General features: G+C 58.0%; 12 protein-coding genes. 10 read left to right on the top strand and 2 right to left on the bottom strand.

The genetic code is table 11. The features are described from left to right. The first annotated feature begins 133 nt into the window (after positions 1–133). From AC2FIS_RS14820 to AC2FIS_RS14845, 6 genes are all read left to right on the top strand, one after another. On the top strand, positions 134–820 hold the full coding sequence (locus tag AC2FIS_RS14820) for a response regulator transcription factor (RefSeq protein ID WP_058272567.1): 687 nt from the start codon (positions 134–136) through the stop codon (positions 818–820). Positions 821–1,120: 300 nt separating this feature from the next. Beyond that, on the top strand, positions 1,121–1,507 hold the full coding sequence (locus AC2FIS_RS14825; protein ID WP_058279749.1) for a hypothetical protein: 387 nt from the start codon (positions 1,121–1,123) through the stop codon (positions 1,505–1,507). A gap of 203 nt (positions 1,508–1,710) precedes the next feature. After that, positions 1,711–2,499, top strand: coding sequence for an exodeoxyribonuclease III (locus AC2FIS_RS14830; RefSeq protein ID WP_496774110.1), 789 nt, complete (start codon positions 1,711–1,713; stop codon positions 2,497–2,499). 76 nt (positions 2,500–2,575) lie between these two features. Beyond that, positions 2,576–3,493 (top strand): thioredoxin, encoded by a 918-nt coding sequence (gene trxA, locus AC2FIS_RS14835; RefSeq protein WP_496774111.1) that lies wholly within the window; start codon positions 2,576–2,578, stop codon positions 3,491–3,493. 27 nt (positions 3,494–3,520) lie between these two features. Then, positions 3,521–4,162 (top strand): LON peptidase substrate-binding domain-containing protein, encoded by a 642-nt coding sequence (locus tag AC2FIS_RS14840; RefSeq protein ID WP_282152975.1) that lies wholly within the window; start codon positions 3,521–3,523, stop codon positions 4,160–4,162. Next, complete coding sequence (locus tag AC2FIS_RS14845) at positions 4,159–4,344, top strand: Trm112 family protein (RefSeq protein ID WP_496774113.1); 186 nt, start codon at positions 4,159–4,161, stop codon at positions 4,342–4,344. The genes AC2FIS_RS14840 and AC2FIS_RS14845 overlap by 4 nt, the downstream gene beginning before the upstream one ends. On the opposite strand, the gene AC2FIS_RS14850 is transcribed toward AC2FIS_RS14845, so the two are convergent. Beyond that, the gene (locus AC2FIS_RS14850) at positions 4,341–5,567 is read right to left on the bottom strand and encodes an FAD-dependent monooxygenase (RefSeq protein ID WP_496774114.1); all 1,227 of its coding nucleotides are present in this window, start codon (positions 5,565–5,567) and stop codon (positions 4,341–4,343) included. The genes AC2FIS_RS14845 and AC2FIS_RS14850 overlap by 4 nt on opposite strands. 89 nt (positions 5,568–5,656) lie before the next feature. On the opposite strand from AC2FIS_RS14850, the gene AC2FIS_RS14855 reads away from it, so the two are divergent. The 4 genes from AC2FIS_RS14855 to AC2FIS_RS14870 all read left to right on the top strand — a co-directional run bounded on the left by AC2FIS_RS14855 (position 5,657) and on the right by AC2FIS_RS14870 (position 11,824). Next, positions 5,657–6,985, top strand: a complete 1,329-nt coding sequence (locus AC2FIS_RS14855; RefSeq protein WP_496774115.1) for an amidase — start codon at positions 5,657–5,659, stop codon at positions 6,983–6,985. 108 nt (positions 6,986–7,093) lie between these two features. Next, positions 7,094–8,275: an aminotransferase class I/II-fold pyridoxal phosphate-dependent enzyme gene (locus tag AC2FIS_RS14860; RefSeq protein WP_496774116.1), complete on the top strand. Its 1,182-nt coding sequence runs from the start codon at positions 7,094–7,096 to the stop codon at positions 8,273–8,275. A gap of 14 nt (positions 8,276–8,289) precedes the next feature. Further along, a complete protein-coding gene (locus AC2FIS_RS14865) occupies positions 8,290–11,187 on the top strand; it encodes a DNA translocase FtsK 4TM domain-containing protein (protein WP_496722027.1) in 2,898 nt (965 codons plus the stop codon). Positions 11,188–11,227: 40 nt separating this feature from the next. Beyond that, the gene (locus AC2FIS_RS14870) at positions 11,228–11,824 is read left to right on the top strand and encodes a LolA family protein (protein WP_108861125.1); all 597 of its coding nucleotides are present in this window, start codon (positions 11,228–11,230) and stop codon (positions 11,822–11,824) included. Between the two features lie 12 nt (positions 11,825–11,836). Here the strand turns inward: AC2FIS_RS14870 and AC2FIS_RS14875 are convergent, their stop codons facing one another. After that, positions 11,837–12,418 (bottom strand): transglycosylase SLT domain-containing protein, encoded by a 582-nt coding sequence (locus tag AC2FIS_RS14875; RefSeq protein ID WP_058279757.1) that lies wholly within the window; start codon positions 12,416–12,418, stop codon positions 11,837–11,839. Between the last annotated feature and the right edge of the window lie 44 nt (positions 12,419–12,462).

Below are 12,462 nucleotides of genomic sequence, written 5' to 3' on the forward strand. Positions count from 1 at the left end.
CATCTACCCCGAACGGAAGAAAAAGTGAAACAATTCCTCTGCGTCAGACACGAGGGCGTGAGACCATTGCAGTAAATCTTGTTGATTGCACATTTCGCACGCAAATGGTGGAAAAGGCTTAGGAGGACCGGACATGGCTCAGCTCAAGAAAATCCTGCTGGTGGATGACGATGAAGATCTGCGCGAGGCGCTCAGCGAGCAACTCGTGATGACCGAGGATTTCGACGTGTTCGAAGCGGCAGACGGTCAATCCGCCATGGAGCGCGCACGCGAGGCGATTTACGATCTGGTCATTCTGGACGTCGGTCTGCCGGATACGGACGGTCGTGAGCTGTGCCGTCTGATGCGCAAACAAGGCGTCAAAAGCCCGATCCTGATGCTGACCGGCCATGACAGCGACGCAGATACCATTCTGGGTTTGGATGCCGGTGCCAATGATTACGTCTCTAAGCCGTTCAAATTTCCGGTCCTGCTAGCCCGCATCCGCGCGCAGCTGCGCCAGCATGAACAATCCGAGGACGCGGTCTTTGTACTGGGGCCGTATACCTTCAAGCCGGCGATGAAGATGTTGATCACCGAAGAGGATCGCAAGATCCGCCTGACCGAAAAAGAAACCAACATTCTCAAGTTCCTGTACCGCTCGGCAGATGGCGTGGTCGCCCGCGACGTTCTGCTGCACGAGGTCTGGGGCTATAACGCCGGTGTCACCACACATACGCTGGAAACCCACATCTATCGTCTGCGCCAAAAGATCGAACCCGACCCATCGAACGCGCGCCTTTTGGTCACAGAATCGGGCGGATATCGCTTGGTCTCGTAACTCCGGGTGGATTGACGTGGATCAAAGTGATACTCTGGATGTGTAATTAGAGTACTCCCAACCCGCGCATGTCCGGGTTATGACATGCACCTCCCTGTTGGACTGCCGGGCCTTATGGCCCGGCCTTTTTTTTGTAGTCAGAGGGGATTTGAAGTCTGCTTTGAGCCCAAACTTACTAGATTCAACATGATCCACGAACGGCAGTCGGTACAGCCGAACACAAAACCTTTGACGGCAATCGAGCTTTGAGCGACGGTCTGAGAATTCAAAAACAGCATCGACTTTTATGGACTCACTAAAATGACCAAAGAGGAAAAAGGACCTGCCTTTTCCACTGAAGAACTGTCAAAGGCTTTGGAAGTCTGCAAGCATTCAAGTAGGAGTTCATTGACCACAAGCGGTCAAAATCCGGGATATTTGTTCTGGCATTCCCAACGCTGGGTTGATGTCGAAGAGCACTTCGGTGACAGCAAGTCTAAGGTGTTATTGGCGGCACTCGAAGGCATCTCTGACGACTTCCGCAACCTAGAGAAAGCTTTTTTGCTGCAAACTCGAAACAATGGTGACTCGCGGCCAGCGTTTGATTGGCGCGGGCAGATAGTAAAGGCATTTGGAAATAAGTTCCCCGATGTGCCGTCGAAGGTTATGTCATGCTTAGAGGCAGACTTTGCACATAGGCACAGATAGCTCCAACGAATTCAGATTGGACAACCAAATCAACGATTGACTAAATGACTGTCTAAATACAGACGTCTACGTAGTCGCAGCGAATGGAAACTCTGTCCGCTTAACCGCCACCGAATAATCCACGCCCCTTCGGTGATCTTTTTCCATGGCACCCCAATCCACACCACGCTAACCTCCGCCCAACCGCGACAGAGGAATCCCCCATGCCCTTTACACTTGCCACCTGGAACATCAACTCGGTCCGCCTGCGCGAGCCTATCGTGCTGAAATTGCTGCAGGAAGAAGCTCCCGATGTATTGTGTTTGCAGGAGTGCAAGTCGCCGGTTGAGAAGATCCCAACCGAAGGATTTGCCGAATTGGGGTACACCCACATGGTTGCAAGGGGCCAGAAGGGGTATAACGGCGTCGCCATCCTGTCGCGCCTGCCGATGGAAGAGGTCGGTGACAAGGATTTCGCCGGTCTCGGTCACGCGCGCCACATCGCTGGGCGGTTGGAAAACGGCGTGACGATCCACAATTTCTACGTCCCCGCCGGTGGCGACATCCCGGACCGTGAAAAGAACGAGAAGTTCGGGCAGAAGCTCGACTATCTCACGGATATGCGCGACTGGTTCAACGCTGAAAAACCTGAAAAATCCATTCTGGTTGGCGATCTGAATATCGCCCCGCGCGAGGATGACGTCTGGTCGCACAAAAAACTGCTCAAGGTCGTTTCGCACACACCGATCGAGGTTGAACACCTGGCCGAAACGCAGGACGCGGGCGGATGGGTGGACATAACCCGTCAGAACATCCCCGAGGGGCAGCTGTACAGTTGGTGGTCCTACCGCGCCCGCGATTGGGACGCAGCCGACAAGGGGCGGCGTCTGGATCATGTCTGGGCCACGCAGGATATCTCGAACGCAGGGCACTCCAGCCGCGTTCTGCGCGATGCGCGCGGGTGGGAAAAACCCAGCGACCACGCACCGGTCTTTGCGACATTCGACCTTTGACCCTGCAACTCTCCCCTTGGTTTCTGCCCTTTGCAGTTGCATATAGGGGCCAAATTCGAACGAAAGAGTAAATGCCATGGACCTTCTGAACGCCGCAGCCGGACCTGATACCGCCGATCTGATCAAGGACGGATCCGAGGCCACCTTTATGGCCGATGTCGTCGAGGCCTCGCAGGAAACCCCTGTGATCGTGGATTTCTGGGCCCCATGGTGTGGTCCGTGCAAAACGCTGGGACCGCTGTTGGAAGAGGCCGTGACCGCCGCCAAAGGGGCGGTGAAGATGGTCAAGATCAACGTGGATGAGGCGCAGATGATCGCCTCACAAATGCGCGTTCAGTCGATTCCGACGGTGTACGCGTTCCATAAAGGACAGCCGGTTGATGGGTTTCAGGGTGCTGTTCCAGGGTCCGAGATCAAGGCGTTCGTGGACCGAGTAATTGAGGCCGCAGGTGGTGAAAGCCCCGGCGGACAACTGGATGACGCTGTTCAGGCCGCCGAAGAAATGCTGGCCGATGGCGCAGCTGTGGATGCCGCGCAGACCTTTTCCGCCATTCTGGGAGAAGACCCAAACCACGCTGCAGCTTATGGCGGCCTGGTACGTGCCCATATTGCAGCAGGCGATCTGGAGCAGGCCGAGGCCATTTTGAACGGCGCACCCGCAGAGATTTCAACCTCGGCCGAGGTTGAGGCAGCCCATGCCCAGCTTGAGCTGGCGAAGCAAGCGGCCGATGCAGGCCCAGTGGGTGAGCTGAAAGCAGCGGTCGAGGCGGATGCCGACAATCATCAGGCGCGGTTCGATCTTGCGCAGGCGCTGCACGCCAATGGTGAAGTTGAAGAGGCTGTAACGCAATTGCTGGAACTGTTCCGCCGCGACCGCGAATGGAATGATAGCGCGGCAAAGGCACAGTTGTTCACCATTTTCGACGCGCTGAAGGCCAATGATCCGATTGTTCTGAACGGGCGGCGCAAGCTCAGCTCGATGATATTTGCCTAAATCCTGATCAGGGCTACACTCGGGTACATGATGCATCCCGCTGACCTGCCGGAGACGGTATCCGTTTTCCCATTGCCCGGGGCGCTTTTGCTGCCCCGGTCTCGCTTGCCGCTACATATTTTTGAGCCGCGCTACCTGCAAATGCTGGACGACGCGCTGAAAACGCCTGAACGGCTGATCGGTATGATCCAGCCGAACCCATGTCAGTCCAACGAAAGCAAACTGCATCAAATCGGCTGTGCCGGGCGTGTGACGCAGTTCTCTGAAACCGAAGACGGTCGGTACCTGATTACACTGTCCGGTGTCTCGCGTTTTCGGATCAAGTCCGAGTTGGATGCGTTTACGCCTTATCGCCGCTGTGCAGTTTCATGGGGCGGGTTTGACCGCGATCTCGGCAAGGCCGAGGCAGACAATGCGTTCGATCGCTCGCGATTTTTGGATCTGCTTGAACGGTTTTTTTCTTCCCGCCAGCTTTCGACCGACTGGGACACGTTGAAGGACGCCGATGACGAGCTACTGGTGAATTCCCTGTCGATGCTGCTGGATTTTGATCCCGAAGAGAAACAGGCGCTGCTTGAGGCACCTTGCCTTCGCACGCGCCGCGAGACATTGGTGACATTGATTGAATTCGCCATGCGCGGCGGATCGAGCGAGGAAAAACTTCAATGACCGAAGCTGAACACCCCTTTGATCGCCACATGCTTGAGGCGCTGATCTGTCCGCAGACGCACACCACCTTGCACTACGACGCCGAAAAGCAGGAACTGGTGTCCAAATCTGCCAATCTAGCCTTTCCAATCCGCAACGGTATCCCGGTGATGCTGGTGGACGAAGCCCGGCAGCTAGACTAAATCGCGCGCCCTTGCAGCAGTTTCGGCAGATCTCCGGTCAATCCGGCGGCCTCGCGTACAAATCCGCGACGTAGTCCTGGCATAGAACCGACGATCTCCATCCCGATGTCGCGCCCGAAGCGCAGTATCGGGTTGTCGTTCGAAAACAGCTTGTTGAACACATCGGTCGCCATGGCCAGCGCCGCCGTGTCGAACCGCCGCCATTCCTGATAGCGTTCCAGTACCAGGACTGATGCGATATCCTCGCCGCGCCGTCCAGCCAGTGTCAGAACTTCGGCCAGTGCACCGACATCGCGAAGACCTGCATTCAAACCCTGACCTGCGATAGGGTGCATGCCGTGGGCAGCGTCGCCTACTAGCGCCATACGGTCACCGATGAAGGAATTGGCGATGGTCAGGTTTAGCGGATAAGTGAAACGGTCGCCCTGAAGGCGGATGTCCCCCAGAAAATCACCAAATCGCGGACGCAATACCTGCAGGTAATCCGCCTCGGGCATGGCGTTGATGCGTTTGGCCATCTCAGAGCGTTCGCTCCAGACGATCGAGCTGCGATTGCCAGTCAGCGGCAGAATCGCCAAAGGGCCGGGGGGCATGAAGAACTGATGCGCCACGCCATTGTGGGGCAGGTCATGCTCGATGGCACACACCAGCGCGGTTTGGCCGTAATCCCAGCCGGTGCGCTTGATCCCGGCGCGCGCGGCGGTGCCACTGCGGCGTCCATCACAGCCAACCAACAATCCGCCGGTCAGGGTCGTCCCATCATCCAGCGTCAGCGTTACGCCGGTATCATCAGATGCCTGCGCGACAACGGTTTTGCCGCTGATCTGCGTGATGCTGTCCTGTTCGGCCATTGTATCCAGAAAGGCGCGGCGCAGGTGGCGGTCTTCGACCATGTAGCCCATCGGGCCTTCTTCAATCTCCGCATGGTCAAAATGCAGGAAAAACGGGGATGGGCCTGCACCAGAATGTCCATCAGTGACCTTGATCTCAAGCATGGGTTGGGCATGTTCTGTCACCTTGTCCCAGACGCCAACTGCATCCAGCAACCGCTGCGAGGCCAGCGCCAGCGCATAAGCGCGCCCGTCAAAAGCCGCGTTTTTCCGCGCTTTTTCGGCCAATGCGTCGATAACGGTGACGGAATGCCCTGTCTGGGCCAGTGCCAGAGCCAGTGCCGGGCCGTTCAGGCCGCCGCCTACAATCAGGATATCCGAGTTGTGTTCCATGCCTGCAATATGCGCGCCCTTTCGGGATTGTCCATGTGCGGTCCTGTCGCTACCGTCCCTCAAAGTGCTTTTTTCGCAAGGGGGCAGGGATGCAGGACTGGCTGACCATGACGGCGTGTGATCTGGGTCGGGGTATCGGCATGGGACAGATCGATCCGGTTGAATTGACCGAGACCTATCTGGCCGCCATCGACGCGCATCCGCACCGCGATAGGATCTATGCCCGCGTTACGCATGATCGTGCCAAGGCCGAGGCACAGGCTGCGCAGGAGCGCGCCAATCTGGGCCTACGGCGGTGCCTGCTGGATGGTGTGCCGATCAGCTGGAAAGATCTGTTCGACACCGCCGGCACAGTGACTGAGGCAGGCTCGGCCTTGCTGAAAGGCCGGGTTCCCGAAATGGACGCGGTCGTTGTGCGTAACGCCACCGCCATGGGCACGGTCTGTCTGGGCAAGACGCATATGAGCGAGCTGGCCTTCTCAGGCCTTGGCCTGAACCCGATCACTGGCACGCCCCCGTGCATCGACGATGAAGACGCCGTATCCGGAGGCTCTTCTTCCGGCGCGGCGGCATCGGTGGCCTGGGGCCTTGCCGCCTGTGGGATCGGTTCGGATACGGGCGGGTCGGTGCGCATTCCCTCGGCCTGGAATAATCTGGTCGGGCTGAAAACCACCGCCGGGCGCGTCAGCCTTGAGGGTACAGTGCCCTTGTGTCTGCGGTTCGACACTGTTGGCCCACTGACCCGCTCAGTCGAGGACGCGGCTCAGATGCTGGCCTTGCTCGAGGGGCGCTCTCCGCCTGATCTTCGCGGTGCCAGCTTGAAAGGCCGCCGCTTTGCCAATCTTCAGACTGTGGCGCAGGACGACCTGAGGGATGAACCGCGTAAGGCCTTTGAGGATGGGTTGCAAAAACTCACCGAGGCAGGGGCCGAGATCGTTCCGCTGGACGTCCCCGAGCTGCACGACGCCATGGCGCTGTCCGGCATTCTGTACACGACCGAAGCTTATGGGTTGTGGCGCGATGTGATCGAAGCCAACCCTGACGCCATGTATCCCGAGATACTGGAGCGGTTTCGGTCGGGTCAAAACGCGACCGGTGCCGATTACATCGCGGCCTGGTCCAGGCTGAAAGCCTGTCGGGCTGCATGGGATGCAGCCACATCCGGGTTTGATGCGGTGCTTGCGCCGACTGCCCCCATTTTGCCGCCGAATCTGGATCGGTTGATGAATGACCATGACTACTATGTCACGGAAAATCTGTTGGCGCTGCGCAACACCCGTATCGGCAATCTGATGGGACTTGCTGCACTGACACTGCCGACCGGAATACCCGGGTGTGGCGTGATGATGATGGGATATCCGGGGTCAGAAGAGGTCCTGCTAAGGCTGGGATCAGCCGCCGAGGCGGCGTTGGCCTGAATGCCACAATCCCCTGATTCGCCACCTCTTTGTCTGGACGAAACCGGGTGTGATCTGTAGTCTGCCTGTAAAACGGGGCGAAATGATCCCGGTATTGAGGCAGTAGTTATGAATTTCCCCGAACGGTTTTCGGACCTACCGGAATATGCATTCCCGCGTTTGCGCACCCTGTTGGATCATCACCAGCCGGGTGGTGACGTGATTCACATGACCATTGGCGCGCCGATGCATGATTTTCCGGCGTGGGTCACCGATGTGATCACAGAAAACGCGGCCGGGTTTAAGGGATATCCGCCCAACGAAGGCTCGCCCGAGTTGCGGTTGGCGATTACCGACTGGATTGATCGCCGCTATGGCGTTTCGATGGACTCCGACACCAACGTGATGGCGCTGAACGGCACGCGCGAAGGTTTGTACAACGCCGCGATGGCGCTGTGCCCCGAGCAGAAAAATGGCGAAAAGCCCGTCATTCTGTGCCCGAATCCATTCTACCAGGTCTATATGGTGGCCTCGCTGTCGGTTCGTGCCGAGCCGGTATTCGTATCCGCAACTGCCGCTACAGGTCACTTGCCGAACTATTCGGGGCTACCAAAGGACGTTCTGAACCGCACCGTGGCGGCCTATATCTGTTCTCCCGCCAATCCGCAGGGCGCAGTCGCCTCGCGCGACTATTGGGTCGAACTGATCCAACTGGCCGAAACCTATGATTTCCGTATCTTCGCGGATGAATGTTATTCCGAGATTTACCGCGACACGGCACCAACCGGTGTGCTGACCGTTGCGCAGGAACTAGGGGCCGATCCGGAACGGATCACCTTGTTCAATTCACTGTCGAAGCGGTCCAATCTGGCTGGTCTGCGCTCGGGCCTGATCGCCGGTGGTCCCGAGACCATCAAGAGGGTCAAGCAGTTACGCAACTACGCAGGTGCGCCTTTACCGCTGCCTTTGCAGGCTGCCGCCGCAAAAGTTTGGGCAGATGAGGCGCATGTTGTAGAGAACCGCGCGCTGTATCAGGAAAAATACACGATCGCGGATGAGGTTTTCGCGGGCGTGCAGGGCTATATGCCGCCTGAAGCCGGGTTTTTCCTATGGCTGCCAGTCGAAAATGGCGAGGAAACCACATTAAGGCTTTGGCAGGAAACCGGTGTTCGGGTCTTGCCGGGCGCATATCTTTCTCAAGGTGATCCGGGGCAAAACCCGGGCGAGCAATTTATCCGGGTCGCAATGGTGGCCCCAAAAACAGAGTTGCGGCAGGGGCTGATTACGCTCCGTGACTGCATCTATTCGTGAGGTACGAGGGCAAAATGGCATCATATAACGCGCGCAACCGCGATCCATTGCTGGACAGTACGACCCAGGCCGCCATCGAAAGGCGTAGCAAGGAACTGATCGGGATCGCCTTGATCCTGCTGGGGCTGGCTTCAGCCGCAATGATCTGGTCCTACACGCCGGATGATCCGAACTGGATGGTGTCGACAGACGCGCCAGTGCAGAATTGGATGGGGCGGATTGGGGCGTCGATCGCCGCGCCACTGTTCATGATCGTGGGTTGGGGCAGCTGGAGCATCGCAATGGTGCTGATCGGTTGGGGCATACGCTTTGCCGGGCATTTTGGCGAGGACCGCGCGGTGGCCCGCTTGATCTTTGCGCCGATCTGGATTGCCATCGTTTCCGTCTACGCCGCGACTTTGGTGCCGGGCGAGGCCTGGCGCACGACCCACAGCTTTGGGCTGGGTGGTTTGTTTGGTGATACCGTCATGGGCGCGTTGCTGACGCTGCTGCCCATCTCATCCCATTTCATGGTCAAACTGATGTCGCTGGCGATGGCTGCTGGCATGCTGGTGCTGGGTACATTTGTCCTTGGGTTCACAAAAGCCGACGTGCGCAAAGGCGCGCGTGCCTTCTTGTTGGGCCTTGTGATGTCCTATGACATGTTGATGAACCTCTTGGGTCGCAGTGCGTCGGTGACCGCACAGGCGGCACGAGATCGCCGGGCACAGTGGGAAGAGCGTAAGGCCATCCGCGCAGAGGCCAACGACGCGGTGTTTGACGATGATATGGCGTATGCCGATCCGATGTTCGAAGAGCCGGATTTCGAAGAGCCCGAACCTGCAAAACCAGGTCTGCTGGCGCGTATGCCCAGCCTGATCCGCCGGGCCGACCCCATGCCGGAACCTGAACTGGTCGCCCGCGAACCGGTTGCCGGATTCGATGAAATGCCGGGTGAAGATCGTATCAAGTCCAAGATTTCGGCAGCCGTGCGCAATCGCAAGGTGGCCGCGGGTGAAGTAGCGCCAGAGGTCGATCCAACCCTGCCTTTGACCAAAGGGCGTGGCCGGGGGCCGGACCCGCTGATCCTGAACGCCAGAGGCGGAGAGGAGCTTCCGCCCGAGCCGCCGATGACATTGGACGGTCTGCCGCCTGAGCCGATGTTGACGGCCGAGCCTGAACCCGAATGGCAGCAGGAACCCCTGCATCATGATTTTGCGCCCGAGCCCGTCTATGAGGATGAGGCCGTATTTGAAGACGCACCCGAACCCGAACCGACCCCGCTTCCTGCGATGAAAATTCCAGTGGCCGAACCGCGCAAACCCGTGGTGGCGCAGCCCGTGCGCCGCACCCCTGCGCCGTCGCGTCGTGCACAGGCCGAAGCGCAACCTGGGCTGTCCTTTGAAGACCGGCATTCGGACTTTGAGCTGCCGCCGCTGAGCCTGCTGTCCAACCCTTCCAGCATTCAGCGCCATCACCTCAGCGATGAGGCATTGGAAGAAAACGCGCGCATGTTGGAAAACGTGCTGGACGACTATGGCGTCAAGGGTGAGATCACCAGCGTCCGCCCCGGTCCGGTTGTCACCATGTACGAACTAGAGCCTGCTCCGGGCCTGAAAGCCAGCCGGGTTATCGGTTTGGCCGATGATATCGCGCGCTCGATGTCGGCACTGTCGGCACGTGTATCGACCCTGCCGGGGCGCTCGGTGATCGGGATCGAACTGCCCAATGAAAACCGCGAGATGGTGGTGCTGCGCGAAATCCTTGCCAGCCGTGATTTTGGTGATGGTAACCACGCGCTGCCACTGGCGCTGGGCAAGGATATCGGCGGCGAATCCATGGTCGCAAACCTGGCCAAGATGCCTCACTTGCTGATTGCGGGGACAACCGGTTCCGGTAAGTCGGTCGCGATCAACACCATGATCCTGTCGCTGCTGTATAAGCTGACACCGGACGAATGCCGCCTGATCATGATCGACCCCAAGATGCTGGAACTGTCCGTCTATGACGGCATTCCGCATCTGCTGTCGCCCGTTGTGACCGACCCGAAGAAGGCGGTTGTCGCCTTGAAATGGGTCGTGGGCGAGATGGAAGACCGCTATCGCAAGATGTCCAAGATGGGCGTGCGCAACATTGCGGGCTACAATGGCCGCGTAAAAGACGCGCTGGCCAAAGGTGAATTGTTCAGCCGCACCGTCCAGACCGGGTTCGACGACGAAACCGGCGAGCCAACGTTCGAGACCGAAGAATTCGCGCCCGAGGCGATGCCCTACATCGTCGTGATCGTCGACGAGATGGCTGACCTGATGATGGTCGCAGGTAAAGAGATCGAAGCCTGTATCCAGCGTCTGGCGCAAATGGCACGGGCCTCGGGTATTCACCTGATCATGGCCACGCAACGTCCGTCGGTCGATGTGATTACCGGTACGATCAAGGCGAACTTCCCAACCCGGATTTCGTTCCAGGTGACCTCAAAGATCGACAGCCGCACGATCTTAGGTGAAATGGGTGCCGAGCAACTTTTGGGGCAGGGTGATATGCTTTTCATGGCCGGCGGCGCCAAGATTACCCGTTGTCATGGTCCGTTCGTGTCGGACGAAGAGGTCGAAGAGATCGTAAACCACCTAAAACAGTTCGGCCCACCAGACTATGTGAACACCGTGCTGGACGGCCCATCTGAGGATAAAGCGGACAACATTGATGCGGTTCTGGGCCTGAACACGGGCGGCAACACCAACGGCGAAGACGCGCTGTACGATCAGGCCGTGGCGATTGTGATCAAGGATCGCAAATGCTCGACCTCGTACATTCAGCGGAAACTTGCCATTGGCTACAATAAAGCTGCGCGACTTGTTGAGCAAATGGAGGATGAAAGCATTGTTTCGTCGGCAAATCACGTCGGGAAACGCGAAATCCTCGTCCCTGAGCAATAGGATATTTAATAACAAGGGCAGAGCGCTTATCTGGGGACTTATGAAACAGATTGCCTTTGCCCTTGCTTTGACACTCGCCGCGCCTGCGGCCTGGGCGGCTGAAAAGCTGCCGTTGTCCCAAATCTCAAACTACCTCAATGGCCTCAAAACCGTTGAGACTACGTTTACGCAAGTTAACGATGACGGTTCCCTGAGTACCGGAAAGCTGTGGATGGAACGCCCCGGTAAGATGCGGTTCGAATATGACCCACCTAACAGCGCTGTGGTTCTGGCGCGCGCAGGTACGGTGCAGATCTTTGATCCGAAATCGAACCAACCGCCGGAGCAGTACCCGCTAAAACGTACGCCGTTGTCGCTGGTGCTGGCGCGCAACGTCAATCTGGGGCAGGCGAATATGGTGGTTGCCCATGATTTTGACGGGACGGCCACGGTTGTTACCGCTCGGGACCCAAAGAACCCCGAATCCGGCCGTATTGAACTGATGTTTACGGGGGACCCGATCGAGCTGCGCAAATGGGTCATTCACGACAATGCCGGCAGTCAGACGACCGTTCTGCTGGGGCAGTTGAGTACCGGCGGAAATCTCAGCAACGATCTGTTTTCCAGATCAAAAAGAAGCGGGTCAGGCAATCGCTGACCCGCACTCCTGTCAGTAGCGGCAATTGGCTAGCTGCGCCTGATAGAGCTTGGCGCGTGCATCCACGTCATTGGCGACGTTCAACAGCCAGGATTTGCTGTTATGGCTGCCACGGGCAAAGCCGGTGTGCCCCTCGTGATACGCCAGATACTGGTTGCGCGTATCTGTGGGGTGAATACCGTTCCGCTGTTGGCTTTTATTCATGTACCAGCCGATGAAATCTGACGCATCGCGGATGCGGTCCCGCTTGGCGCGGCGCTTGCCGGTCTCTTTGCGGTATTCGTCCCAGGTGCCGTCCAGCGCCTGACTGAAACCGTAGGCGCTGCTTTGACGGCCCATCGGGATCACACCCAGAACGTATTGGTGCGGCGTACGTGCGTCGTGCTTATAGCGGCTTTCCTGATAGATCGTCGCCATCTGAACGTGAATTGGGACGCCCCATTTCCGTTCGGTGCTTTTGAACGCCTTGATAAAATCAGGCCGTTCGCGCGCAATGCTGCACGCGTCATTCAATCTGCTCGGTGGCTGTTTGGACCCGCCACCGCAGGATGCCAAAAGCAGCACCCCGAAGAGTACGAAAAGAATTCTGCTCATGTGCCTCGTGCCTTTTTTCTTTATTCTAGCGCAAATTGAGCGTT

It is taken from the genome of Ruegeria sp. CDSB113, from assembly GCF_059611045.1.